19 protein-coding genes and 2 pseudogenes are annotated in these 26,621 nt (G+C 45.6%); 17 read left to right on the top strand and 4 right to left on the bottom strand.

Annotated features, from left to right (window positions below; genetic code table 11):
* From QZ918_RS27590 to QZ918_RS27625, 8 genes and pseudogenes are all read left to right on the top strand, one after another.
* A pseudogene (locus QZ918_RS27590) lies at positions 1-115 on the top strand (IS30 family transposase); the annotation flags it as partial.
* 347 nt (positions 116-462) lie between these two features.
* A complete protein-coding gene (locus tag QZ918_RS27595) occupies positions 463-2,262 on the top strand; it encodes an Rqc2 family fibronectin-binding protein (RefSeq protein ID WP_293146884.1) in 1,800 nt (599 codons plus the stop codon).
* An 857-nt stretch (positions 2,263-3,119) separates the two neighbouring features.
* Positions 3,120-5,033, top strand: a complete 1,914-nt coding sequence (locus QZ918_RS27600) for a response regulator (protein WP_293340899.1) — start codon at positions 3,120-3,122, stop codon at positions 5,031-5,033.
* Between the two features lie 394 nt (positions 5,034-5,427).
* A complete protein-coding gene (locus QZ918_RS27605) occupies positions 5,428-10,377 on the top strand; it encodes a PAS domain S-box protein (protein WP_293340902.1) in 4,950 nt (1,649 codons plus the stop codon).
* A 137-nt stretch (positions 10,378-10,514) separates the two neighbouring features.
* The gene (locus QZ918_RS27610; RefSeq protein WP_293340905.1) at positions 10,515-10,901 is read left to right on the top strand and encodes a response regulator; all 387 of its coding nucleotides are present in this window, start codon (positions 10,515-10,517) and stop codon (positions 10,899-10,901) included.
* A 198-nt stretch (positions 10,902-11,099) separates the two neighbouring features.
* Entirely contained in the window at positions 11,100-11,258 is a 159-nt protein-coding gene (locus QZ918_RS27615) for a hypothetical protein (protein ID WP_293340908.1), read from the top strand.
* 45 nt (positions 11,259-11,303) lie between these two features.
* Positions 11,304-11,726, top strand: a complete 423-nt coding sequence (locus tag QZ918_RS27620) for a response regulator (RefSeq protein ID WP_293340911.1) — start codon at positions 11,304-11,306, stop codon at positions 11,724-11,726.
* A gap of 519 nt (positions 11,727-12,245) precedes the next feature.
* Entirely contained in the window at positions 12,246-12,500 is a 255-nt protein-coding gene (locus QZ918_RS27625) for a hypothetical protein (protein ID WP_293340914.1), read from the top strand.
* 59 nt (positions 12,501-12,559) lie between these two features.
* Here the strand turns inward: QZ918_RS27625 and QZ918_RS27630 are convergent, their stop codons facing one another.
* Positions 12,560-14,809, bottom strand: coding sequence for an iron uptake porin (locus QZ918_RS27630; RefSeq protein ID WP_367275457.1), 2,250 nt, complete (start codon positions 14,807-14,809; stop codon positions 12,560-12,562).
* Between the two features lie 225 nt (positions 14,810-15,034).
* Here QZ918_RS27630 and QZ918_RS27635 point away from each other — a divergent pair, with 225 nt between their 5' ends.
* On the top strand, positions 15,035-16,198 hold the full coding sequence (locus tag QZ918_RS27635) for a glycosyltransferase (protein ID WP_293340917.1): 1,164 nt from the start codon (positions 15,035-15,037) through the stop codon (positions 16,196-16,198).
* Here the strand turns inward: QZ918_RS27635 and QZ918_RS27640 are convergent.
* The gene (locus QZ918_RS27640) at positions 16,179-16,364 is read right to left on the bottom strand and encodes a hypothetical protein (RefSeq protein ID WP_293340920.1); all 186 of its coding nucleotides are present in this window, start codon (positions 16,362-16,364) and stop codon (positions 16,179-16,181) included. The genes QZ918_RS27635 and QZ918_RS27640 overlap by 20 nt on opposite strands.
* A 305-nt stretch (positions 16,365-16,669) precedes the next feature.
* On the opposite strand from QZ918_RS27640, the gene QZ918_RS27645 reads away from it, so the two are divergent.
* The 6 genes and pseudogenes from QZ918_RS27645 (at position 16,670) to QZ918_RS27670 (ending at position 22,387) form a co-directional block, all read left to right on the top strand.
* Complete coding sequence (locus QZ918_RS27645) at positions 16,670-17,401, top strand: undecaprenyl-phosphate galactose phosphotransferase family protein (protein ID WP_293177969.1); 732 nt, start codon at positions 16,670-16,672, stop codon at positions 17,399-17,401.
* Between the two features lie 226 nt (positions 17,402-17,627).
* Positions 17,628-18,659 carry a GDP-mannose 4,6-dehydratase gene (gene gmd, locus QZ918_RS27650; protein WP_293340923.1) on the top strand — a complete coding sequence of 344 codons (1,032 nt, stop codon included), beginning with the start codon at positions 17,628-17,630 and terminating at the stop codon, positions 18,657-18,659.
* A 531-nt stretch (positions 18,660-19,190) separates the two neighbouring features.
* Positions 19,191-20,135: a GDP-L-fucose synthase family protein gene (locus QZ918_RS27655; protein ID WP_293340926.1), complete on the top strand. Its 945-nt coding sequence runs from the start codon at positions 19,191-19,193 to the stop codon at positions 20,133-20,135.
* Between the two features lie 356 nt (positions 20,136-20,491).
* A pseudogene (locus QZ918_RS27660) lies at positions 20,492-20,947 on the top strand (DUF4365 domain-containing protein); the annotation flags it as partial.
* A complete protein-coding gene (locus QZ918_RS27665) occupies positions 20,944-21,489 on the top strand; it encodes a hypothetical protein (RefSeq protein ID WP_293340929.1) in 546 nt (181 codons plus the stop codon). The pseudogene QZ918_RS27660 and the gene QZ918_RS27665, both read left to right, overlap by 4 nt.
* A 73-nt stretch (positions 21,490-21,562) precedes the next feature.
* On the top strand, positions 21,563-22,387 hold the full coding sequence (locus tag QZ918_RS27670) for a peptidoglycan-binding protein (protein WP_293340932.1): 825 nt from the start codon (positions 21,563-21,565) through the stop codon (positions 22,385-22,387).
* A gap of 228 nt (positions 22,388-22,615) precedes the next feature.
* On the opposite strand, the gene QZ918_RS27675 is transcribed toward QZ918_RS27670, so the two are convergent.
* Positions 22,616-23,476 carry an acyl-CoA desaturase gene (locus tag QZ918_RS27675; RefSeq protein WP_293340935.1) on the bottom strand — a complete coding sequence of 287 codons (861 nt, stop codon included), beginning with the start codon at positions 23,474-23,476 and terminating at the stop codon, positions 22,616-22,618.
* Between the two features lie 186 nt (positions 23,477-23,662).
* On the opposite strand from QZ918_RS27675, the gene QZ918_RS27680 reads away from it, so the two are divergent.
* Positions 23,663-25,054 carry a TetR family transcriptional regulator gene (locus QZ918_RS27680; protein ID WP_293340938.1) on the top strand — a complete coding sequence of 464 codons (1,392 nt, stop codon included), beginning with the start codon at positions 23,663-23,665 and terminating at the stop codon, positions 25,052-25,054.
* Between the two features lie 105 nt (positions 25,055-25,159).
* The gene (locus QZ918_RS27685) at positions 25,160-25,741 is read left to right on the top strand and encodes a 5-formyltetrahydrofolate cyclo-ligase (RefSeq protein WP_293340947.1); all 582 of its coding nucleotides are present in this window, start codon (positions 25,160-25,162) and stop codon (positions 25,739-25,741) included.
* Between the two features lie 179 nt (positions 25,742-25,920).
* Here QZ918_RS27685 and QZ918_RS27690 read toward each other — a convergent pair.
* A partial coding sequence (locus QZ918_RS27690; RefSeq protein ID WP_293340941.1) for a calcium-binding protein occupies positions 25,921-26,621 on the bottom strand: 701 nt, incomplete at its 5' end.

The raw sequence follows: 26,621 nt of genomic DNA on the forward strand, positions 1-26,621 counted from the left end.
GTTAGAAAAGGCAGTGGATTTGATTAACAATCGACCGAGGAAATCGCTTGACTATCGAACCCCTTTTGAAGTATTCTATGGACATACATCAGACACTGTTGCACTTCAGATTTGAATTGGCGAAATAGGTTCGTAGTGAGGACTTTAGTCCGCATCAAATTTAGATAGGACTAAAGTCCGAACGATCAAACCTATGTGTTGTGTCCTGTATTTGCTAAAATGCGATCGCACATTCTTGTGCTCGGATTTGCGATCGGCGGATTTTCAAAATATATCAAATCCGGTTGCATCGTCCTATATTAATCTCTTTATTCTCTCTCTGTGTCCTCTGCGTCCTCTGCGGTTAAATCATTCCGATCCAACCAGAAACGATATTAGGTTACAAAACTTTGATAGAATTTGTTAAATACGACCAATATCTGTCAGCATAGAAATACATAGATCGATCGCAAAGAGGCCACCGTGCAACCCGTAGACTTTACAACATTAACCGCAGCTTGCAGCGAACTGCGAGCCCAATGGCTGCCAGCGCGCTTAGAACAAGTCTACCAGCGCGATCGATTCACCGTGTCCCTGGCCCTGCGAACCATGAACCAACGCGGCTGGATAGACATTTCATCCCATCCAGCAGCCGCCCGCATCTGCGTCGGCGACTCCCCGCCACGAATTCCCGACACCTTCACCTTCAGCGAACAACTGCGGCACCAACTCAGCGGTTTAGCCTTAGTTTCCATCGCCCCCGTGTCTCCTTGGGAAAGAGTCATCGACTTGCAATTCGCCAAACGCCCGGGCGAACCAGCCCTCTGGCATCTCTACGCCGAAATCATGGGTAAGTACAGCAACGTCATCCTCACCGCCGAAGATAATCTCGTTGTCACCTGCGCCCACCAAGTCAGCGCCAAACAGTCCAGCGTGCGTCCCATCCAAACCGGGCAACCCTACGAATTGCCCCCATCTTTGACCGATGCAGTGCCAAGCGCGATCGAATCTCTCGATCGCTGGCAAGAACGAATTAGCCTGGTTCCCGGGCAAATAAAGACCAATCTGTTGAAAAATTACCGAGGGTTGAGTAAGGTCTTAGTTGTATCGATGATTCGATCGGCAAATCTCGACCCCGAACAATCCACCGACAGCCTAAATCCCCACCAATGGCAGCAACTATTTCAGCGCTGGCTGTACTGGTTGCAATGCCTAGAAAACTCCAAATTTCAACCGAGTTTTACCCCCGAAGGCTACAGCGTCATCGACTGGCCAAAACCAGACGAAAAACAGCCCGAATCTGAATCTGAAAACGAATCTAATTCCCCCAATCCGTTACATCCAGAACAAAATCCGCTGCCGAACCCTTCCGTCCAACAATTACTCAACATTTATTACACAGGCGAAATCAACCAACAAGTATTTTCCCAACTGCGACATCAGCTTACCCAAAAACTCAACAACGTCCTAGCAAAACTGCGCCTCAAAGCCAACACATTTAAAGAACGCTTGCAGCAATCGGCAGATGCAGATACTCACAAATCCCAAGCCGACTTGTTAATGGCAAACTTGCAGCATTGGGAACCGGGAATGAAATCAATTTCCCTCCCAGACTTTGAAACCGAAAAACCAGTTGTCATTCCGCTAAACGTGGAAAAAAACGCCGTTCAAAACGCTCAAGCAATCTACAAAAAACACCAAAAACTTAAAAGAGCTCGCATTGCAGTAGAACCTTTATTAGCCGCCGTACAAGAAGAAATCGACTATTTAGAACAAGTCGAAGCCGCACTTTCGGTATTGGAAACCTACCGCAACACCCAAGATTTGCAAACCCTCGCCGAAATCCGCGAAGAACTAATCCAGCAAAAATATCTAGTTGTATCAGATTACCGTGGCAGTGACAAAAATGCTGCGATCGAATTTCACCGCTACCAAACCCCCAGCGGCTTTGAACTATTAATCGGGCGCAACAACCGCCAAAACGACCAACTCACCTTTCGTACAGCCAACGACTACGATTTGTGGTTTCACACCCTAGAGATTCCCGGAAGTCACGCCTTGCTGCGCCTCACACCCGGTACAGTTGCTGAAGAAACCGATTTGCAATATGCGGCAGACATGACTGCATACTACAGTCGCGCCCGTCACAGCGAACAAGTTCCGGTGGTTTATACCGAACCGAAATATGTTTACAAGCCCAAGGGTGCTAAGCCTGGTATGGTTGTGTACAAGCAAGAGCGCATTGTCTGGGGTCGGCCGCAGCAAGCCCCAGCAAGTTCGTAGTGAGGACGAAGAGTCCGCATCCAATAACGGAGGACTGAAGTCCGAACCATCGAAGATAAAAATCTGTCTCTAATGTAACGTTTTATTGCAAAAAATAAATTTTCTTGCTAAAATTCCGCTGAAGAGAGATGATATTCCTCTTGTAACCCGCTGCAAAGAAACGTGCAACTTGGGTTTCCTCACTGTGAGAAAAACACTGTGGGAAAAAACACAACGGATTTAACTATTTTGCAGACCAGCTTTGCTAAAGCTGGTCGTTTCTGTTTAAACTTGAAACTCAAGGTCGCATTCTACAACAGACTTGAATACCTCTTCATTCGCTTTATCTTCTAGAAATTATTTGCCTTAATCCGCGGTTTTCTCTTCCTGCATCAAAGATTTACGCAACTCAAATCTAAATTTTATGTAATTTGCCGTCATTTTTTCCTATCTAATCGCTGCTGCCCTTCTTGCCGCCGATACTAGCTAAACTACAATTAGCGCGATCGCTTTTTCTAAAAAAATTCGCCCTAAAAAAGAATTATTACCTATTGACTTTGCTCGACTTCCGGGGTATATTTTAAATAATGGAAGTGGTGACTTAAAATTTAATTTTGCCAATATTTCCATTATTTAATCATACTTGATTGAATGCTGGCAGTCAAGGTGTGAACCCTAAAAAAAAGGCAATTTTTTTTTAATACAATCAATTAAAATTAATCTGACCCACAACTAATTCTCTCTTAGCATGAATAAATTGTCAATAAGTCCGATCGCCCGAATATTCTAAAATTAAAACCAACGATCGAATCAGAAAAAAAGCCTATGCCTTACAGCACTAGGGTTGAGCGCATCAGAATTGCATCCCCACAACCACAATGAAGAAGTCTCCGATCAGAATTCTGCTAGTAGAAGATGATACATTACTGAGTGCGACACTGGCAAAAGTGTTGGAAGCAAATGACTACACGATCGATCGCGCCAGCGACGGACAAGCAGGTTTAGACTTGGCAACATTGATTGAGTATGACCTGATTTTGCTCGACGTGCAGGTTCCCAAACTAGATGGAATTAGTCTGTGCCGGCAACTGCGATCGCAAAACTACCGCAAACCGATCCTGTTACTGACAGCAAACGATTCAGATGCCGATGTGGTAGCAGGGTTCGACGCCGGGGCCGATGATTACCTCAGCAAGCCCTACGCCATGGAAGTATTGCTAGCAAGAATCCGCACATTATTGAGGCGATCTCAAGTAGTTTCTCCTGGGAGTTTTGCTAAAGACTCATCCACTACATTGACTTGGGGAAATCTTTATTTAGACATGGATTCAGGCCGAGTAACCTTTGGCGAACAACTTATTTCACTGACAGCCAAAGAATACAACCTGCTGGAATTGTTTATGCGAAATCCCGATCGCATCTTCAGCCGCAGCGCCATTCTCGATCGCCTGTGGGGATTTGACGATGCACCAACCGATCGCGCTATAAACACTCATATTAAGGATATCCGCAAAAAACTCAAAGCAGGCGGCTTGACTGAAGAAATGATCGAAACAGTTTATGGCATGGGCTATCGACTCAAGCAACGTCCCCAATCTGCACCGCTGCTTTCAAACAATTCTAGTACCAACAGCACCAACAAACAGAAATCTCGTGCTGGAGATCCATCTGCGATCGACAAAGTGCTAGAGCGGTTTCGAGGAGTATTTCAGCAACAAATTGCCGTCTTGTCGGAAGCAAAAACCGCTCTAATTGCCGGAAATTTGGAACTCGAATTATATCGAGCGGCTAAGCAAGAAGCGCATAAATTAGCAGGCTCTATGGCATCCTTTGGATATCCAGAAGGATCGAAATTAGCGCGATCGGCAGAGCATTTACTAATCTCCATTAGCCCAGTCAACCCCTGTGATTTTCTTCGCTCTTTGACTGCTGAAGAAATCACACGATTTTCGGAAATGGTGACAGGATTAGAGCAGGACTTAGCCAAACCAAAAGTTGCATCAACCGCTTCATCATTGCCTACCGCAGTATCTCATCGAGTGCTAGTAGTTGACGATGATACTGCTTTGACGGAATGCTTAAAAGCAGAATCCGAAACTTGGAAAATTCGGATGAAAATTGCTCCGAATGTTGCTACTGCCCGATCGCGCTTGGCTATGTCAATGCCCGATCTGATTTTAATAGATTTAAGCTTTCCCGACACCGAAGAAGATGGATTAACCCTGCTGCGAGAGCTCAACGAGCGATCGCCCAACCTACCCGTAATTGTATTTACAGGGCGCGACAGTTTGAGCGATCGGCTAGCAGTATCTCGCCTAGGTGCTAAACAATTTTTACACAAACCTGCCACCACCGACCAAATTTTTCAAGCCATATCCCGTATTTTAATTAAAACAGAAGCATTACAAGCCAAAGTATTAATTGTTGACGACGATCCTGCCATTTTAGCTCACTTATCTGCACTGCTAACACCTTGGGGTTTGGACGTGGTAAAATTAACCGATCCTCAAAGATTTTGGGAGGTGCTGGTTACAACTTCGCCCAACTTAGTCATACTCGATTTGGAGATGCCACAAATTAGCGGGTTAGAGTTGTGTCAGGTGGTGCGTCAGGATACGCAGTGGGGAGATTTGCCAATCTTAGTTGTAACTGCTCATACCCATGCCGATTCTCTTCAGCAAGCCTTTGCTGCGGGAGCCGATGATTTTATTACTAAACCCGTGTTGGGGCCAGAACTTGTGACGCGGGTACTCACCCGGATCGATCGCACTCGCAGGAGCAGCGTGCCGTAGGGCGATCGCACAAAATTGAGATTTTGCACTGTTGCTTCTTCGAGATTTTTGGGACGGGCAAGATGCCCATCCCACAATTCTAAAATTCACTCTTTGTGGAACAGGCATCTTGCCTGTTCTTGAGAATAATCCATCCAAAATATAGTAATTCTAAATGATTGATGAAGATTTGTAGGGGTAGCGCCCCCGTGCCTACCCCTTATCTATCGGGGCAACCGGGTTCTTAAAGAACCCTGACAAGAATTAAGAAAATGATTTACGATTGCTGTACAAGACAACACAAAGCAGGTTTCCTGATAACATAGTTAAGTGATTGTGACAAGCTCATAAAGAAAGAATATTAGTGAGACAAAGCCATAATTACTCAAAACAAAGCTAGGGAGAGGAAACAGCCATGATAGTCGATCGCAGATTTTTCCCCTACGGAGTCGCCATTAGCACGACGGCAATCGCCCTTCTCCTCTCTCTGTGGCTAGAAGCTTTGCTATCTCGAACCATAGGATCTTTTTTCTACATCGCAGTCATAGTCAGTGCTTGGTATGGGGGCTTTCGAGCGGGAATTGTGACAGTTGTCCTTTCCTCACTGGCACTCAATTATTACTTTTTTGCCCCCATCAATCAATTCAGGATCGATCGACCTGAGGATGTATTGCGGTTAGGATTTTTTATATTAGTTGCTACGATAATTAATTTACTGACTAGCAACTTTCAGGACGGCAAAAAGAAGATTGAACGACTAAATAAGCAAATAATTCAGGAAAATGCCGAACAATTGCGAAATGCTTTGTCAGCGGCACGGATGGGAATGTGGGATTGGAATCTAGTCACCGGACAAATTAAATGGTCTCCCGAACACGCGCTGTTATTCGGTTTATCTCCCGAGGATTTTGATGGCAGATATGAAACCTTTGATGCTTGCGTTCATCCTGACGATCGCCAAAGCTTAAATCAAGCAATCAAGCAAGCCTTAGAAACAAAAAGTATCTATCAACATGAATTTCGAGTAATTTGGCCGTCGGGCAGCATTCACTGGCTTGAGGGGCGGGGACACGGCTTTTATAACGACACAGGTGAAGCGGTGCGAATGGCTGGCACGATCGCCAATATTGACAGTCGCAAGCAAACAGAAACTTTACTGCACAATCAATTCGAGCAACAGCGCCTGTTGGTGGAAATGACGCAGCGCATCCGCCAATCCCTGAACTTACAAGACATACTCCAAACTACTGTAGAAGAAGTGCGACGGTTTCTGCAATGCGATCGCGCCCTGATGTTCAAAATCAATTCAGACTCTGCCGGAATTGTGCTAGTAGAGTCTGTCGCTCCAGCCTGGAATGCTATCTCATCCAATCATACCTACGATCCTTGTATTAGCCAAGAGTATATCGAACCATTTAAGCAAGGCTTAGTCACTGCAAAATCCGATATCTACACTGCCCAAATCGCATCCTGTCACCAAGAAATGCTGGCCGCCTTCCAAGTTCGGGCAAATTTAGTAGTGCCTATTTTACAAGGTGAAAATCTCTGGGGATTGCTGATCGTTCATCACTGCGAGGGGCCGCGCGAGTGGCAAGCTTGGGAAATAGAATTGCTGCGGCAGTTGTCCGCACAAGCGAGTATTGCGATTCAACAAGCAGATTTATTTGAGCAACTACAAACCGAGCTTAGAGAGCGCAAACAAGCAGAAATAACATTACAGGAGACTAAAGAAAAACTGCAATTGTTCATCAAATATGCTCCCGCCAGTATTGTGATGTTCGATCGCTCCATGTGTTACCTAGCCGCCAGCCAGCGATGGGTTGATGAATATCGGCTCAATTCTGTAGAATCGATAATTGGGCGATCGCACTACGAGGTTTTTCCGAATATTCCAGAGGAGTGGAAGCAAGTCCACCAGCGCAGTTTAGCAGGTTTCATTGAAAAATGCGATGAAGATCGGTTTGTGCACTCAGATGGCTCGCTGCAATGGTTGCGGTGGGAAATTCACCCCTGGTATCGCAGCAATGGCGATGTTGGTGGCATCATTCTCTTCACTGAAGATATTACCGATCGCAAACAAGCACAAATTGCCCTCCAACAAATCAATACCGAACTCGAAAAACGGGTAACAGAAAGAACAGCAGAACTAACTGAGGTCAACGATCGCCTGTTAGTTACCTTACGAGAAAAAGAACAGGCTTATCAACGGGTAGAAGAACAAGCACAACTGCTAGAAGACCTCTACAATAATGCCCCCTGTGGCTATCATTCAGTAGATGAAGAAGGGACTATAGTTCAGATAAATGATACGGAACTCAACTGGTTCGGCTATACCCGTGATGAAATTGTACACAAAAAAAAGTTTATCGATTTAGTTACAACTGAAAGTCAAAGTGTTTTTCAAGAAAATTTCCCCCTATTCAAAAAACAAGGTTCGATCCAAAACCTAGAGTTTCAGATGTTGCATAAAGATGGATTTACCCGATGGATCAGCCTGAATGCCAGCGCAGTTAAAGATGACGCAGGTAACTTTTTAATCAGTCGCTCCAGCATATTTGATATTAGCGATCGCAAACAGATCGAAATCGAGCGAAAACAAGCCGAATTAGCCCTAATAGCAAGCGAAGAAAGCCGACGACTAGCACTAGATTTAACTAATACTGGCTTTTGGGATATGGACACAGGCAGCAAAAGCCAAATCTGGAATGATAATCTCTTTAAATTACTGGGTTTTACTAATGATAGGGAAGCAACCTATCAGCTTTGGCGCGAGCGCCTTCATCCAGAAGATTTAAGTTGGGTTGAAGAACGATTTTTAGAATCGTTGGAAAACCGCACTGATTATGAAGCTGAATATCGAGTCGTGCATCCAGATGGTTCTGTTCATTGGATACTGGGGCGCGGCAAAGGCATCTATGATCAATTGGGGAAACCCGTGCGATCGCTAGGCGTGCTGCTCGATATTAGCGATCGCAAACGCGCTGAAGAAATTCTCCGACAATACGAGCGCATTGTATCCAGTACAAAAGATGGGATTGCACTGATCGATCGCAACTATATTTATCAAATAGCCAATCAAGGTTATCTATCTTGGTGCAACAAATCCGCCAGCGAAGTTGTCGGCAATTCAGTCAGAAATATCTTGGGTCAGGAATTGTTCGACAACTTTATCAAACATCGCTTAGATCAATGCTTGACTGGAGAGACAATTCAATATGAAAAGTGGTTTGATTATCCCAATTTAGTCCTGCAATTTTTGAGCGTAACCTATACGCCTTTCCGCGATGCAGACGATAATATTTTAGGCGTTATCATTAGTCTGCGCGATCTAACTCAACTCAAACAGGCAGAACAAATGCTAGAGCTTCAGGCTGTGATTACCCGCAACATGGCGGAGGGCGTTTGTTTGGTGAGAGCCGATAATGCAGTCATTGTTTATAGCAATCCTAAATTTGAGCAGATGTTTGGCTATGAGTTAGATGAACTCAACGGTAAAAACATTTCGATTCTCAACTATGCCTGCGAATCGCTAAATCCTGAAGATGTATATCAAGCGATTAGATCTGCCGTTTTACAACGTGGTGAATTCAGCTATGAAATCCATAATGTTAAAAAAGACGGTACTCCATTTTGGTGCAGTGCAACTTGCTCTGTATTCCAGCATCCCGAATACGGCGATGTTCTGGTTGCAGTTCAACAAGATATCACTGAAAGCAAACAAGTCCAAGCAGCATTACTACAGAAATCGCGACAAGAAAGTTTGCTCTGGACTATTACTCAAGCGATTCGCCAATCTTTAGACCTCAATGATATTCTGAATACTGCCGTCACAGAAGTCAAGCAAACATTACAAGTCGATCGCGCTGCGATTTATCGTTTCACTCCCGATTGGAGTGGAGATTTTGTGGTTGAATCAGTCGATCCGCAGTGGGTAAAACTGGTGGAATGCAATGTTCAAAAAGCTTGTGAAGATGCCTACCTGCAAGAAACTCAAGGAGGGCGCTTTCGCAATCACGAAACCTTTGCGATCGCCGATATTGACGAAGCTGGACTTCATCCTTGTCACATCCAACTCTTGCAACAATTTCAAGCCAAGGCATATTTGGCAGTTCCCATATTTTCGGGAGAATTGCTCTGGGGATTGTTGATCGTCTACCAAAACACTGAACCTCGCAATTGGCAATCTTGGGAAATTGAATTGCTCGAACAGATTAGCAGCCAATTGGCGATCGCCATTCAGCAATCCCAACTCTACACCCAACTCGAACTCGAATTGCAAGAACGCCAACAAGCCACCGCCGTAATCCGAGAAGCCGAACGTCGCTGGCGATCGCTTTTGGAGAATGTGCAGTTGATTGTTGTCGGACTTGATTCGTCGGGAAATATTAATTACGTCAATCCATTTTTTGTCGGTCTCACGGGGTATACTAACGAAGAAGTTTTAGGTAAAAATTGGTTTGAAAACTTCTTGCCTAGCTCTAGTCAACAATCAACTGAAGCCGACTTCTTGGAACTCTTGACTCACAATGCTCATCCCTATTATCGAAATGTCATCTTGACCAAATCCGGCGAAGAACGATTCATTGCTTGGAACAATACAATGCTACAAGATTCAGATGGAACCATCATCGGCAGTATAAACATTGGCGAAGATATCACCGAACGAAACAAAGTCGAACAAATTAAGGATGAATTCATCGGCATTGTCAGCCATGAATTGCGGACTCCTTTGACAGCAATTCAAATGTCCTTGGGACTATTAAAAACAGGAATTTACGATAAAAAACCAGAAAAGTCCCGGCGCATGATCGAAATTGCCCTAATTGATACCAATCGTTTGGTAAACCTGGTTAATGATATTTTAGATTTGGAACGGCTGGAGTCCGGGCGAGCATTTTTGGATAAAACCGTTTGCAAAGCCGCAGATTTGATGCAGCAAGTAGTAGATGCCCTCCAGGCGATCGCCACTCAAAACCAGATTTCATTAATTATTACCCCCACCGATGCAGAAGTCTGGGCCGCAGCAGATGCCATCCTCCAAACCTTGACAAATTTACTTAGTAATGCTCTTAAATTCTCGGATGTCGGTTCCGCCATTTACCTGAGTGCCCAAAAGCAAACAGACTGCGTGCTCTTCCAAGTTCGCGATCGCGGGCGGGGCATTCCAGCCGATAAATTAGAACTCGTTTTTGGGCGATTTCAGCAAGTCGATGCCTCAGATTCTCGCGAAAAAGGAGGAACCGGGTTAGGATTGCCCATCTGTCGCAGTATTATTGAGCAGCACGGTGGAAAAATCTGGGTTGAAAGTATCTTCGGTGAAGGCAGCACGTTTTTCTTTACACTACCCTTACCTGCGATCGAATAACTGTCACCAAAAAGGTACGTTGTTGCGCTTGGGCGCTCCGTATGAAAGAGCGCTGAAGCGCAACAACATACCTAAACCATTTAGTGCCAGTTGCGATCGCAAATCTCTAAAATCCAAAATCTCAAATCTAAAATTCCATGAGTGACAGATTAATTCTAGTAGTTGACGATCAAGAACACCTCCGAGAATTGGTACAAGCGTGTTTAGAAGATCTCGGCGGATGGGAAACGCTGGTAGCCGGATCGGGAGAAGAGTGTTTACAAATAGTCCAAACACAAAAACCATCAGCCATTTTACTTGATGTATCTATGCCGGGAATGGATGGGATTGCTGTCTACGATCGCCTTCAATCCGATCCCAAGACGCGATCGATTCCGGTGATTCTGCTGACAGCAAAAGTCCTGCCGAGCGATCGGGCAAAATTTGCCGAAATGGGCGTCACAGGCGTAATTGCCAAACCAATCCAACCCACCAGCCTGACAGTAGAAGTCGCAGAGATTTTGGGGTGGGATGAAGAATTTTAAAATGATTTGTCAAGTTTTGTAACGATAGCAGAATCTTTACCAATTCCTTACCGTTACTATCTACTCTCCTACTATCGAAATAAAAACAGGTGGTATAGGAGAAAAGTGCATGAATGGTTTTCAGGCATCGAAGGAGCTGAACCCGTATCTGGATGGCCTATTTTCCAGTTTGCTCAATGGTACTCAGCAATCAACTCTTTGAATTGGCAATACAGAAGAAACGCCGATCGCATCCATTACGATTTACGAAATGGAAACAACCCCGATGGTGTGGAAATTCAGTTTGCTAAGCAGTTGAGAGTTCCGCAATCCAAACTTTCGATTGAACTCCCAACTGCCCATTTGGTCGATCGCTAAAAAAAGTGAACACAACACTTAAATTAGCAACCCAACACTTTATATTTGAATGCTAATTCAATGAAGGCTTTGGAAGTGGTTGCTATGACCACCAAAACAATTTTACTGATTTACAAAGAACCAAATATGCAGGAAGTAGTAAAAGCTTGTTTAACCGATTTAGGAGGTTGGAACGTGCGAGTTGCCAATTCAACCCTAGAAGGCTTGCGACAAGCAATACTCTACCAGCCCGATAGCATAATTTTGGATATTTCCACCGGCGCCATGGATGAATTCCTATTTCTCAAAGAACTAAGAACACTACCCACCACCCAAGGAATTCCGGTTGTGCTGTTAACTCTCAAAGCGAAATGGGTCGATCTACAAAAGACCTTGTTCCCACAAGATAAAATAGCAGCAGTGATTGTAAATCCCCTCGATCCAGCTATGCTGTCCGTTCAGATTGCTAAGGTGTTGGGCTGGGATTAAGATTAGATTCTTAGATCTATACAAACTCAGAGATTAGGTTTCAGAAACCGGGTTTTTTACGTATAGCGATTCGAACTCCCATATGAGGTACGTTGTTGGGCTTGGGCCCTCTTGGTTTCAGTGGTGATGTAACCTGTCAGTCATACCTCACCTTTTTGAGAAAGGCTATAAATTCTTCATGGGAGTAAATAAAAACCCCGGTTTTTCTGGCGTGCTGCATCCCACACTAGATATCTTGCAAAAGTCATTTTCATCAAATTTTAGAACGGTATCTCCAGCCCGTTCCTAGATATTTTTTGCAAGAACTCTACTGACTGAGTTCATTTTGAAATAAGCATAAGTGCTCGGCGACGCCAGTATTGTTACAAAAGATTTCAAATTAACTCAATTCCTTAACAACCTTATATTTTTCACCAAATCTTTACTTTTCACTTTTACAGTGATGTAGTTGGTAGTTCAAGCCAGGTTATAGCACTTTCCAACAACAGTGAAATACATCCGAGTGAAAAAGAGGTTTTTATGATAGACGACGCAGGCAGCTCAAATCAAATCCTCGGTCAAGTTAACCAGAATACAGACTGTCCCTGCTGCTCCAATCCGATGCTGCGTCACTTTCGCCAGCATCAGGTGTACTGGTTTTGTCGCGAGTGTTGGCAAGAAATGCCCGTCTACAATCTTAACCAATATTGTTTATTGCCATCTATAGCAACTCTCAATAAAGCACGGGTGCCACAGAATCTGAGTTTTTCAACCAGTTTGAAATTGGCGGCTTGAGATTTGAGATTAAAAGTAAAAATCCCAAATCCCAAATCTCAAATCCAAAAAGGCTTAGCCTAGAAAGTAAACGTAGTTCTCACCACCCCAATCACCAAGTCAGAATTATTCTTATTGTGATCGGGAGCAGTCAGCCAAATCACACCAGGAGTGATCGAAATATTGTCGCTCAACTTAAACTGATAGAACCCTTCAATGTGCAGGGAAGTATCCTTATCTTCCGGCAAAGTCCGATTAGTAGAACTTGTTACTCGCGGCTCCATACCTACGAGAAAGCCCGCCACATTTCCCTCTTTCAACAAATCGGGAAAAGCCACAGTAACGGCCCAGTTCCAGATTTTTTGGTCTCCGCGCTGTACAGAACCGGTAGGAGTAGCCAAGTTAGATAAAATGCGCTGGTTAGTGTAACCAGCCCAACCGCCAATTGCCAATCCAGGCCGCACTCTCCACGAAGCTTGGGCGCCGTAGGAATTGCTAGAAACTGGCAGATTGCTGTCGCTGTCGATGCCGAAGGAACCGAGACGTACCGGAAAATTAGAAGCGTTGCTACCAGTACCGGTGACGAAGTTGTAGGAATTGACGTAAGTTAAACCTAAAGCCATAGTGCTTGTCGGTTTGAAAGTCAATTGAGCCAAAGCGCCGTAAGAACCGTTGAACAAACCGTTACCCTGCGTCGGGCTTGCAGCGTTGCCGGCCAAATATCCCAAACTCAGCTCAAGTTTTTCTCCCAATTGCTGCCGCACAGCGATACCAGTACCCGCAGTCAAATAGTAAATCGGGTTGCGAGTGCCGAAGTTAGAAAGAGCACCGCTGCCGCCATCTCCGTCAAAGTAAGGATTGACAGTGTTAGTAAAATCGTCAGCGGCACCGGCATTGGCTTCGAGAATTACAGTAGTGCTTTTGCCGAGGGGAAATTGATAAAACAGCGCATCTAAACCGACTGTATTGCTAGCTGTTCCAAAAGGCCCAGCATTAAACCGCAATTCCCCTTCAGCAGTTTTAGTATTATTAGTAGAAAACGCACCTAGATTCAAAACTTGCAGTCGAGTTCTGAGCAAATCTTTGCCGGTAAAACTCGTGTCGAAATTGAGACGAACCCTGCTACCAAAAGCCGTGCTTCTATCAGCGTCGCGGCCGTCAGCATCCTCTCCCCTGGCGATACCTGTCAATGCAAATATGACTTCGCCGTTGAGTTTGGTCGTAGTCGAAAACTGATTGGCTTCTAATTCGGAGGTGCGCGCTTCCAAAGCATCGACGCGGCCGCGCAAAGTTGCCAATTCTGCGGCAAACTCTTCTTGCAGCTTTTGCACAGCAGCCAAATCTTCTTTGGTTGCGAGATTTCTGGTACCGGCTTTAATCAGTTCGTTGACTTTGTCCAAACAGGCATTTAAACCGGCGGCAAATTCGTAGCGAGTCATCGCCCGGTTGCCGCGATAGGTGCCGTCAGGATAGCCGGCAATGCACCCGTAGCGCTCTACTAGGGATTGCAAAGCTTGGAATGCCCAATCGGTGGGCCGAACGTCGGAAAGTTGGGAAACCGAGGTTACTTGGCCGACTGTATCTTCGCTGTTGCCTTCTGCGCTGTATTCGTTGATTTGTTCTAAAACATTTGACTGCGCTTGAGGTTGCCGAATGGGAGGAGTTGATTGGGAAATCTGCTGCGGTTTTGGGGCAGCTTTGTCGGCGCTGAAATTAGTCGGCGTGGCGGGTAGCCTTTCGCTGGAGTTGGCGGGCGCGACTGCGGGTATTTGCTCGGCGACAGGTGGTTCGGTACTTAAGTTGGCGGGCGCGACTGCGGGTTTGGTTTCGGTTAAGTCTGCTGCAACTGCGTTGTTTTCCGCTGATGCGGCTGGTTCGGCAACTGGGGCTACTTTCGCTGTAACACTTTCTTTATCAATAGTATCAACAGTTAAGTTGGTAGCTAGTGACGTTGGTTCGGCCGTCACTGCTGCTATTTCAGGCTGTGCTGCCTCGGTTGCAGCACCTGCTAATTCCAATTGATTGGCTTGGGCTGCGGCAATTTCTACAGGTTGCTCTGCTGCTAGGGCAGTTGAAGAGACTAATAAACTTGCTGCTAGTACAGCGGGACTGGTTAAGAGTCCTTTCCACAAAAATTTGGACATTTTTTCCTCACACCACGTTAGTTCGATCGCCCGTTGGGCATATTTGGGCGATCGCAAATCCCTTACAGTATTCCGCCTAATAGCATTTTTTGTCAACAATCGGCGGTAAATTGTCGCAAAGTTGGGTTTTGCTATCCCCGATTTGACAAAAACTGGTTGCTGCCAAAAATTATTGGTTTGAAGCACCAACAAAAATTCCTACAAACACGCGACGCTCGTGAGTGTGGAGTCGAAAATTTAAGACTTATATTCAAAATCCCAGATTAATCAAGGCGAGTAAATCTAAAATCTAAAATCCAGTTGCCTGCGTAGAAACACGGTTGATGGCTTGAGGGTGCGTCAGCGATCCCTCGGTAAGACTAATATTGACAGAACTGGCGCTCACAAATCGTTCGATCGACTACATAACAAGTGAAAAAACTCAAATACGCCCTAGTTCATGAATGGTTGACGCCCTTAGCTACCGGCGGTTCAGAACTCGTAGTTGCCGAAATCCTCAAATACATAGACGCTGATATCTATGCCCTCATTGACTTTGAATCGACGAATCCCGAAAGCTATCTGTTCGGGCGACAGATTGGCACGACATTTTTGCAGCATTTCCCTAAGGCCCGCAGCGGCGTGCAAAAATATTTGCCATTCCTGCCGATCGCGATCGAACAACTCGATCTGCGAGAATACGACATCATCCTCTCATCCTCCCACGCCGTCGCCAAAGGCATCCTCAGCAGTCCAGGGCAAATGCACGTCTGCTACTGCCACACGCCCATGCGCTACGCCTGGGACTTAACTTTTGACTATTTACGCAGCAGCAAAGCCGGACGGGGCATCCCGGGCTGGCTGACGCGATATTTGTTGCACCGACTGCGGCAGTGGGATGTACTTTCAGCCAACCGCGTCGATTATTTCATCGCCAACTCCCAACACACCGCGCGCCGAATTTGGCGGTGCTACCGACGGCGCGCCGAGGTGATTTATCCGCCGGTAAATATCGAGAGATTTTCCTTGATGCGGCAAAAACAAGACTTTTACGTGACAGTGTGCCGATTGGTAAGCTACAAAAACGTAAGTGCGATCGTCCAAGCATTCAATCAACTCGGGCATACTCTCATTGTCATCGGCACCGGGCCAGAATTAGACATGATTCGGCAAATCGCCAAACCCAACGTGCAACTCCTCGGCTGGCAGCCCGCCTCCGTAGTGGAAAAGTACATGGCCCAAGCAAAAGCCTTTGTGTATGCAGCTTGCGAAGATTTTGGCATCGCTTTAGTAGAAGCTCAAGCTTGCGGGACACCAGTAATTGCCTATGCAGCAGGCGGCGCTTTGGAGACAGTGCTCGACATTCGCCAACACCCAGAGACTGGGACAGGTTTATTTTTCCCCTCCCAAATCGCAGCAGCAATAGTCGAAGCTGTCGAAGAATTTGAGCAGTTGCAAGGCAAATTTGAGCCAGAAATGGCACGCTGGCGCGCCTCCCAGTTTGCCCCAGAAGTCTTTGAGCAGCGCTATCTAGCTTTTGTGGAACACTCCTATCAGGAATTTCAATCAGTCAACTTTACCAAGTCTGGGAGGTGAGAGAGGGGTTCAACAGTTGACAGTTGACAGTTGACAGTTGACAGTTGGGGGAGAGGGGGGAGAGGGGGAGAGGGGGAGAGGGGGAGAGGGCAACACATTCATTGTTCAGAATGGCTTCAAAAGCGCTCAAAGCCTTTCTGTATATCTGCTTTGTCGATTCTGCCACCTTCGTTTTTACTGATTCCGAAGCCTGATTCCCAAGGTCTTCAGAATCTCTGAAAACCTCTCCGCATAATTGCTTTGTCCATTATTCCGACTTCCAGATTCGTGATTCCGAAGGTCTTCAGAATCCCTGAAAGCCTCTCTGCATAAGTGCTTTGTCGGTTCTTCCGGCTTCCTTCTGCCTGATTTTTTCTTGCTACTTGCTTCTTCCGAAGACAGAAAATTGAGTATTGGAAACATAATTCAGAGAACAAAGCGTCTTGAGGCTTTATGATCGTGACTGTGTGTGGTGTGAAGTGAAGGAGTAAGATGACTGCCGACAGCCAACTAATCTCCGGCAAGGTAATTCGAGCGATCGCAAGACGCGGTTTTGCGCCTGTCCTGCAAGGAGATAGACGCATCAGTCGTTCTCTAGAGAGACTCGACGGAGAATTTTTCAAGCGGTTATTTGACATTCTCTTTTCCTTATCGGTTCTAATCCTGTTTGCTCCGGTTTACCTGCTTTTGGCTCTCTCAATCGCCTTAAGCTCGTCCGGGCCTATCTTTTACGTACAGGAACGAGTAGGCAAAAACCGTAAAATGTTTTATTGCCTTAAATTTAGAACGATGGTGGAAAATGCGGACGACATATTGCTGGAAATCATGGAAAAATCTCCGCATTTGCGTCAAGAGTTTGAGGACAATTTCAAGCTTAAACAAGACCCTCGAATTACCTGGATTGGAAGATTTTTACGAATGACCAGTTTAGACGAGTTCCCCCAGTTTTGGAATGTATTAAAAGGAGATATGAGCGTCGTCGGGCCGAGACCTTTAGTTGAAGAAGAACTGCCGAGATACGGCCGTCACATCAACAAAATTCTCACCATCAGACCTGGAATTACAGGCTTGTGGCAAGTGTCCGGTCGCAACGACATTCCGTATCCCCGGCGAGTCCAAATCGACCTGTATTACGCCAATGACAAAAACCTTTGGATGGATATGTGGATTGTTTTCAAAACAATTGGAGTTGTGATTTTCCCCAAAAATAACGGCGCATATTAATTTTTGTCGGCAGTCAGCCATCGGTAGTTAGTTTTGTTTGTTACTGACCACTGATGCTGACTACTGACAGCAAGCGGCAAACTCTTTACTCAAACAAAACACTTCCTTGATGCCGATCGAAGAATTGTGAGTTAAGGTAGAGCTTGAGCATACGACGGGCAGGCAACAACAGCCTCTACCCTAAAAGTCCCAAGTGAATTAACACAGCCTGTCAAAGGAAAATCAGATGACGCAACGCAAGCGAGCGCTAATAACAGGTATTACAGGTCAAGACGGCTCCTACTTGAGCGAATTACTGTTAGAAAAAGGATACGAAGTTCACGGCATTATCCGGCGCAGTTCTAGTTTCAATACCGATCGCATTGACCATATCTATGTCGATCCTCACAACGAGGATGCAAAGTTATTTCTACACTACGGCGACTTGACCGACGGCACAACTCTCCGCCGAATATTGGAACAAGTTCAGCCTCTAGAAGTTTATAACTTAGGCGCTCAATCCCACGTTAGAGTCAGTTTTGACTCGCCGGAATACACGGTTGATGCCGTAGGGATGGGGGTATTGCGACTACTAGAAGCAATTCGGGACTACCAGAATCGCACAGGCATAGAAGTGCGGTTTTATCAAGCAGGTTCTTCTGAAATGTTTGGCTTAGTGCAGGAAGTTCCGCAGAAGGAAACAACTCCCTTTTATCCCAGAAGTCCCTACGCTTGTGCCAAAGTTTACGGTCACTGGCAAACAATAAATTATCGCGAATCCTACGGACTTTTTGCTTGTAACGGCATCTTGTTCAATCACGAGTCTCCGCGCCGTGGCGAAACTTTTGTAACTCGCAAAATTACTCGGGCTGTTGCCAGAATTGTCACAGGCCAGCAGAAAAAACTTTATTTGGGCAACCTCGATTCCAAGCGGGACTGGGGCTTTGCTAAAGACTACGTGCGGGCAATGTGGCTGATGCTGCAACAAGACAAGCCTGACGATTACGTAATTGCTACCAACGAAACCCATTCCATTAAAGAATTTCTAGATTTGGCCTTTACTTACGTCAATTTAGATTGGCAAAAATATGTGGAGTTTGACGAACGTTACTTGCGTCCGGCAGAAGTTGAACTGTTGATTGGTGATTCGACTAAGGCGCGCCAGCAATTAAATTGGGAACCTTCTGTAACTTTTGAGCAGTTAGTGCATTTAATGGTAGATGCTGACATGAAATCGCTCCAAAAGCAAGAACGAGGTTCTGGCAACGGATTTGATTGATCCACAAAACTAAACCGTCAGTCGATTTTAGATTTTAGATTTTAGATTTTAGATTTTAGATTTTGGACTTACTCCACAGATGAATCTGAAAGTTGGAACTCTTAGTCTAAAATTTTTGACACTCCCCGAATCCTGTCACGTGCTTGTATCCGTTTCCAGGTGTGGTGACTGCTAACAATTTGTATGGGTAGTGTCCCGTCTGTTACCCGATTCGCGTACCGGGCATTACCCATACAAACAGTTTACAAGTGATGAGAGGATTGTTGTAGCTATTAGTGCGGGCATTCCAACAACCAGCTTAACTGCTGGCCAAATTTTCGCCTGTGCGGGCCAGCAAAAACATTAAAATGTTGAGGACTCGCAAGCCCATAAATCTCACTTTCGGGTACAAACTGAGCAATTTTTCCCTATCTGGGACAGCTAAAACTGACTTGTTAGCGCCTGCTGTAGCGGAAAGCTTTTTTGCTAAAGTAACAATTTTAGACTGGAAATTGTCGATCGACCTTTATTGCCAATCCCGAGGATAAAATTATGACAAGCTTGGATTTAAGCAACAAACGCATTCTAGTCACGGGCGGCGCCGGTTTCCTCGGCCGTCAGGTAATCGACCAATTAGTCAAAGCAGGGGCCGATGCTGATAAAATTTCAGTTAGTCGATCGCGCGACTGCGACTTGCGCGTCATGGAAAACTGCAAGCGCGCCGCCGACCAACAAGACATCATCATCCACTTAGCAGCCCACGTCGGTGGCATCGGTTTAAACTTAATCAAACCAGCAGAACTATTTTACGACAATTTGATGATGGGCGCGCAACTAATCCACGCAGCCTACGAAGCAGGAGTCGAAAAATTCGTCTGCGTCGGCACAATTTGCGCCTATCCCAACTTAACCCCAGTTCCCTTCAAAGAAGACGACATCTGGAACGGCTATCCCGAAGTAACCAACGCACCCTACGGAATAGCAAAGAAAGCCTTATTAGTGCAACTACAATCCTACCGCCAGCAGTACGGATTCAACGGTATCTATTTGCTACCAGTTAATTTGTACGGCCCAGAAGATAACTTCGATCCGAAAAGTTCCCATGTAATTCCCGCATTAATTCGCAAAGTCCACGAAGCCCAAGAAAGAGGAGACAAAACATTACCAGTTTGGGGAGACGGCAGCCCCAGCCGCGAGTTTTTGTATTCCACAGATGCCGCGCGCGGGATTGTGATGGCAGCTCAATCTTACAACGAATCTGACCCAGTTAATTTGGGAACCAATCGCGAAGTCAAAATTCGCAATTTAGTAGAAACCATTTGCGAATTGATGGGATATGAGGGAGAAATTGTTTGGGAAACAGACAAACCAAACGGTCAGCCGCGCCGCTGTTTGGACACCCAAAGGGCTAAGGAAAGGTTTGGTTTTGTAGCCGAAATCGAGTTTAAGGAAGGCTTAAAAAATACGATTGATTGGTATCGAAAACACGCAGTTTGAGTGTAAAAAAATCCGGTTTCTTGAAGAAACCGGATTTTTTTGTATTAGAGACGGCGGTTGAAACCGATCCTATAGCAATCCTAAATCATTTGTGAATTTCTTACTCCCTCCCCTTAATAAGGGGAGGGTTGGGGTGGGGTAAAAAACTTTACGACTCCTGCAAGGACTACTATATACAAACGATGTCCGCCGGACGCCGGCTAAGAATAAGAAATTATACCAATCGATCGCCTCTCGGGTAGAGATCTCCTACAATAATTACTTGTGCAACACCTTTATTGTAAAATATATGATTTTCCCCAGATGTTTATTTCAGAATGGAACTGAACCAGCAGAAATAACTTTTCAGCAAAGCTTATGTACGTGCCGTGGCAGCCGTGGCAGGTTTCTCGATCGATCTGTTAGAATTAGACTTCAACAGCATCGACCTACAAATCACGGCTGGGAGCGGTGACGGAAGCGTTTATTTTCCCGAGTTGAAGTTACAATTAAAATGTACTTCCAGGGATGTGATAGAAGGCGACTACATCCGATATCCGCTCAAACTCAAAAACTACAACGATTTGAGAAGGAATGCCCTAGTACCTCGAATCTTAGTTGTAGTTTTAGTACCAGAAAATCTAGAAGACTGGTTGCAGCAGTCAGAATCAGAACTGTGCATGAGAAATTGTGCCTACTGGATGTCATTGCGGGGACAGCCGGACACACAAAATATAGCAAATGTGACTGTTTCTTTACCCCGCAACAATCAGTTTACAGTAGAAGCTCTTAAGTCAATGATAAAGCGCATTAGCGAGGGAAGTTTGCCATGAAAGTAACTGTAAGAGATAGTCACATTCTGAAAACAATTGAGCCAAATGTGTTGGAGAAATACTTACAGATAAATGGCTGGCATAAAGCTCGTCAATTTTATGAGGGATTCATTTGGAGCAAGAAAAATTCTGTGAGTCAGGAGGGGGAAGTATTGGTTTCACCTCACCAAGATTTTGATGATTTTGCAGAGGTGATGTGTCAAAACTTAAAAGCACTAGAAGTCATAGAAAATCGCTCTCAGTTAGAGATTCTCAGCGATTTAATTACGGTTTTACCTAATGTTGCAATCTCGGGATGGATTAATAAAGTACAGGGGGAAGAATCGGCAACCTGCAAAATTATATTAATGGGATTTGTGGTGGGGAAACTGAGAAAAATTAATCTGGAATTGAGCGACTCAGATTATCAGTTGGCCCTCAAAGCTTATGAAGCGCGATCGCCTGTCACCTGTTTTGGTGATTTAATTAAAGAAAATGACGGTTTCGTGTTAAACAATCCCCGCGATTTTGCCCTGCTGACTGAGGCAGAATTAATCTCATAGTTTGGGAAATCCTGGTTGTGGTACAATATCGAGCACAAATTATTGTGCCGATCGCATTACAGGAAAACAGGTTGTGCAAACTCTAAAATTAGGTGCATCGGGTTCCGATGTTGTGAAACTTCAAAAACGCTTGCTGGAGTTAGGGTTGAATCCGGGGAGTGCAGACGGCAAGTTTGGGCCGAAAACAGAAGCCTCTCTCAAACAGTTTCAAACCAATCAAAAATTTTTGGCAAACGGCATAGCGGGCCCGGAAACGCTAGCTGCTTTGTTCCCTGGGGAACCTTTGGGGTCGTCACTTTTATCATACAGGGCGATCGAGCTAATCTTAGAATTCGAGGTCGGCGGCGGGCGGAAATATTACCAAAAGCTGTTGCAGCGTCCAACTTGGCCGGAAGGAGCATCGGGAATTACGATCGGCATCGGCTACGATCTAGGTTACAACACAGTAGAAGTTTTCAACCAAGATTGGCAGAAATTAGGGGATGTTGAGCGCAAGCGTTTGAGTGAATGCTGCGAGTTAACAGGAGAAGCTGCGAACAACCTTTTAGATAGTGTTCGAGACATTATTGTGGCTTGGGAATTAGCATGGGATGTTTTTAATATTGTCACAGTACCGAAATTTTACAATCAGACAAAAGCAGCATTTCCAGGTTTAGAAGAATTGCCGGCAGATGTGCAAGGAGGATTGGTAAGTTTGGTGTTCAATCGCGGGCCGAGTATGGAGGGAAACCGCCGCCGGGAAATGCGTGCAATCCGCGATTTAGTGCCGAAAAAAGATATCAAGGGAATTGCTGCACAAATCCGGGAAATGAAGCGGATTTGGGTGGGTACGAGCATTGAAAAAGGTATCGGGAGACGGCGGGATGCGGAAGCAGATTTAATTCAGGCAAGTTCTTAATTACCAATGAATAATGACTAATTGGGAACATCTCATTTTTGTAAAAAGTATTTTTTATTTGAGTGCTGTCCGCGCTATAAATGCAAAACTGAGATGCTCCCAACTCATTTAAAAACTTTTGCAGGATGACAAATATCTATCTTGAAGAAATTTGGTGCGTCGTCAGGAGTTGAATATTGAAAAAAAGAAGGACTGAAGTCCTTACTACGAACCTTGTAAGTCTAATAATTAAAACTTTGAACAGGCAGCAATTGGCGGTGGCAGCACAACTTTCTTGGCTAAACCCAGCACTTTTAAAATTTTAATTGCCCACCAAGTCATGTCAATTTCCCACCATTTCCATCCAGCTTTTGCTACGTTCGGATAAGCGTGATGGTTGTTGTGCCAGCCTTCTCCATAGGTGAGAATTGCTGCCCACCAAAGGTTGCGAGAATTGTCTTGGGATTTGAAGGTGCGGTAGCCTGTCATGTGGCTGGCAGAGTTGATTAACCAAGTGCTGTGCCACAGCAAAACTGCCCTGACAAATACGCCGTAAATCACAAATGACCAACCGCCAATTAGGTACAGCAAGATTCCTAAAGGAAGTTGCAATATCAGAAAGTTGCTATCTAACCAGCGGTAAAAAGGATCTTTAGCTAAATCGGGAGCGTACTGTTTGTAAGTTTCGTAATTAAAAAACTCTGGGTGCGGGTAAAATATCCACATCATGTGACTCCACCAAAAACCGCGCCGCGCGGAGTAAGGATCTTTATGGTTATCTTCTGTGTAGAGGTGATGCTGGCGGTGTCCGGAAACCCAAAAAATCGGCCCGCCTTGTAATGCTAAAGCACCCATTATGCCGATCGCATATTCTAGCCATTTAGGCACTTGCAAACTGCGGTGAGTTAACATTCGGTGATATCCCAAGCAAATGCCAATGCTGCCAAACAGCCAGTGCAGAAATATCGCTACACCTAAAGCAGACCAAGAAAAAAACCAAGGGGCTAATAAAGCTAGGCCGTGTATTGCCCCAAAAAATGCCGCAGTCGTCCAGTCAAACGCGATCGGCTGTTTGTCCTCAAGGGCAGTTTCGACGGAATTACAATTCATAAAAGTCCTTAATTTTAGATAACGGCGATCGGCTGACAAAACACCGATCGGCCTTCCCTGTACACTGGTTAAAACTGACGCTTTTGAAAGCATAGGATTACAGGCCGAACGCAGTGTGCAAGTTTTACTTACATATTTAGCTTAACAGGCGTTTCCTTTTTGTGCAAGTAAAACTTGCAATATATTATGCCCGCTCAACGAAATCCAACTAGACAGCGTTTAATCGGTGCAGCGCTAGAGTTATTTGCCTCTAGGGGAGTTACCGAAACCACCACCAAGCAAATTGCAGAATTAGCAGAAGTTAATGAGGTAACTCTATTTCGGCAGTTTGGAAGCAAGCAGGGCTTGCTTTTGTCGGTCATTGAAGAGGCTGCTGTATTTGCTAAGTTGGGTCAAACTTTGGTCGATCGGGCAAATCCGACTAGCAACATCCACCAAGCGCTCAATGACTACGCTATTGCCTGTTTGGAGGCCCTAGAAAGGGTTCCCGAAGTCGTGCGATCGGTGGTGGGGGAAGCGGGACAGTACCCGGCAGAAAACCGTGCGGCGCTGGGTAGAGGCTTTACGGAAGTCAACCGCTACGCAGCGGAATATTTTGCTGCTGCGATCGATCGCGAACAGTTGCACGCCCATATGACTGCCGAAAAGCTGGCTAGTTTGCTCAACGGAATCTTACTGGGATACGCGGTGATTGAGTTTACTAGCGAGTTTCACGAACTTTGGCAGGATCGGGAAGATTTTTTGGAGAATTTGCTCGCGCTGTTTTTGCACGGGGCTGTATCGTCTGCCGATCGCGTCCAGTCTGAAGTTGAGTTCGATCGAGTCACCGCAAAAGCCCAAAGAGAACAACAGGAGAATGTTAGTTTTTTGAGTGCGAACCGCCAGGTGCAATCTGAGATTTTGCCCGCATCTGGAGGGTTTGCCGCCAAAATTAGCGACAGCCCGGCCCAAAATCAATTTGCTGTCAAATCGGAGTTAGCCACCAAAAAAACTGTTGGGGAAAATGTGTCGGATTTGCCAGCAAATTTAGTCGCTGCCATTTTGCAGCGGGCTAAAAAGCTGGGAATGCAAGAATATGCTTTAGCATACGTTTTGTTTGGATCGGGATTGAGTGCCAATGAGATTGTTGGCTTGGGGCGATCGCACCACATTAGCGATTCTCGCCAACAACTGCTGCAAGTCACCCAAGGTTTGGGGCGGCAAGTTCCTATAAATCAGTGGATTCTGGGCAAGCGCTACGGTTCTTATACTAACAACCCGCTAACTCAGTGGTTGAAAAGCCGCAAAGACAGCGACTCAGCATTGTTTTTGAGTCGAACTGGAAAACGGCTGTCGGAAAATGAGTTAATGCAGTTGTGGGAAGAAATGACTGCCGGATTGCTGGGTGTTGAAGCAGAAGCGATCGCGATCGAACAAACTCAACAAACCTGGTGCGTGGAGATGTTAATGCGGGGTATGAATTTAGAAGATATGCAGATATTGACTGGGTGGGATGCTGCTAAGTTGCAGCCTTACGCGCGCAGATCCAGGGAAAAAACTGCTTTAGAACAGGCGATTCGTCTCGATCGCAAAGCCTAGACAAATCAAACTACCATCATAAGATTGGCTCGATCGTTCGGAATGCAAGTCCTTAAAATTCAAGGACTAAAGTCCTCACTACCAACAATTTTTTATGACTGTATGATGAACACTCCTGAACCTTCATTAACTAAAACCGAATTAAGAAAATCGCTCCTAAACACCCGCAAATCCCTACCAGCCCAAGAATGGACACAAAAGAGCGAGATCCTTTGCAACCACCTGCACAACTCGCCCCTATTTACCCAAGCAAAAACAATCCTCGCCTACTTTAGCTTTCGCCAAGAACCAGATTTAAGTCCCCTATTTGCCACCCCTAAAAAATGGGGATTTCCCCGCTGTGTCGGCAAAGAGCTATCCTGGCACGTCTGGCAGCCCGGAGATGCTTTAGATACGGGAGCTTATGGCATCCTAGAACCACTGCCGGATGCTCCTAAAATCGATCGCTCAGAAGTAGATTTAATCCTCGTACCCGCTGTAGGTTGCGATGTTCGCGGCTATCGCTTGGGCTACGGTGGCGGCTATTACGATCGAATGTTCAGTTTAGCTGAGTGGGAATCAAAAATTGCGATCGGCACAATCTTTGAATTTGCCTTGCTAGCCCAGCTACCGGTTGACTCCTGGGACAAACGGCTGCACGGAATTTGTACCGAAAGTGGGTTAAAAATGATACAGCAGAAATCTTAAACGGGCATAAACAAATTAATTTTTCGCAATTAAGTCTATAACAGTTATTGATTTGTATCGTTATTATCCAGAGTTGAATCGAGCCGTTTGACAGAGTTCAACCAGATCGCAAACCGAGGTTTGAACAGGCACTCAAACCTCGATTCGCATTGATAATTTCGCCTCGCGGCCCCGGTGGTCTAGATAGCCAGGAAATGGGAACTGTTGAGGGAAGCTGCTGGCACGCCAGTTAAAACCGCTAAGACTTCATTGGTAGCAGTTACCTTGATGATGGTATTAGCAAGATTGGAGTCTGGGGCAATAGTTAGCTGAGCAAATGTCAAGCCGCCCGTCAAGCCCAGAATATCCTTATTGCCACCTGTGGAAGTGAAGTCAAGTAAAGTATCAACTCCGTTTCCAGAAGCAAAAACAAATAAGTCTTGGCCGTTTCCGCCCGTGAGGGTGTCGTCACCGATTCCGCCCGTGAGAGTGTCTTTGTTAGCCCCAGCGTCTAACCAGTCATCACCAGATCCACCTAAGAGGAAATCAGTGCCATTTTGACCGGTGAGGGTGTCGTTGCCGGCTTCACCGTCGAGGTAATCATTGCCCGTGTCGCCGTTGAGGCTGTCGTTGCCAGCAGCACCGAGAAGGGTGTCATCGCCTGCATTGCCAATCAGGGTGTCATCACCTGCATTGCCAATCAGGGAACTGGAGCCTGAGTTACCTATTAGGAGGATACCAGGGACGGGGGAAGGTGCAGGTGTGGGCGTTACCGATGGTGTCGGTGTTGTCGATGGTGTGGGCGTTACCGATGGTGTCGGTGTTGTCGATGGTGTGGGCGTTACCGATGGTGTCGGTGTTGTCGATGGTGTGGGCGTTACCGATGGTGTCGGTGTTGTCG

It is taken from the genome of Microcoleus sp. CAWBG58, from assembly GCF_020883045.1.
Classification (GTDB): domain Bacteria; phylum Cyanobacteriota; class Cyanobacteriia; order Cyanobacteriales; family Microcoleaceae; genus Microcoleus.

What these genes read in the sequence shown, in the direction of transcription:
- QZ918_RS27610 (WP_293340905.1), top strand. Translation starts at nt 10,515, where the DNA reads ATGAGTGACAGATTAATTCTAGTAGTTGACGATCAAGAACACCTCCGA.
- QZ918_RS27665 (WP_293340929.1), top strand. Translation starts at nt 20,944, where the DNA reads ATGAAAGTAACTGTAAGAGATAGTCACATTCTGAAAACAATTGAGCCA.
- QZ918_RS27655 (WP_293340926.1), top strand. Translation starts at nt 19,191, where the DNA reads ATGACAAGCTTGGATTTAAGCAACAAACGCATTCTAGTCACGGGCGGC.
- QZ918_RS27680 (WP_293340938.1), top strand. Translation starts at nt 23,663, where the DNA reads ATGCCCGCTCAACGAAATCCAACTAGACAGCGTTTAATCGGTGCAGCG.
- QZ918_RS27645 (WP_293177969.1), top strand. Translation starts at nt 16,670, where the DNA reads ATGACTGCCGACAGCCAACTAATCTCCGGCAAGGTAATTCGAGCGATC.
- gmd (WP_293340923.1), top strand. Translation starts at nt 17,628, where the DNA reads ATGACGCAACGCAAGCGAGCGCTAATAACAGGTATTACAGGTCAAGAC.
- QZ918_RS27625 (WP_293340914.1), top strand. Translation starts at nt 12,246, where the DNA reads ATGATAGACGACGCAGGCAGCTCAAATCAAATCCTCGGTCAAGTTAAC.
- QZ918_RS27605 (WP_293340902.1), top strand. Translation starts at nt 5,428, where the DNA reads ATGATAGTCGATCGCAGATTTTTCCCCTACGGAGTCGCCATTAGCACG.
- QZ918_RS27675 (WP_293340935.1), bottom strand. Translation starts at nt 23,476, where the DNA reads ATGAATTGTAATTCCGTCGAAACTGCCCTTGAGGACAAACAGCCGATC.
- QZ918_RS27685 (WP_293340947.1), top strand. Translation starts at nt 25,160, where the DNA reads ATGAACACTCCTGAACCTTCATTAACTAAAACCGAATTAAGAAAATCG.
- QZ918_RS27600 (WP_293340899.1), top strand. Translation starts at nt 3,120, where the DNA reads ATGAAGAAGTCTCCGATCAGAATTCTGCTAGTAGAAGATGATACATTA.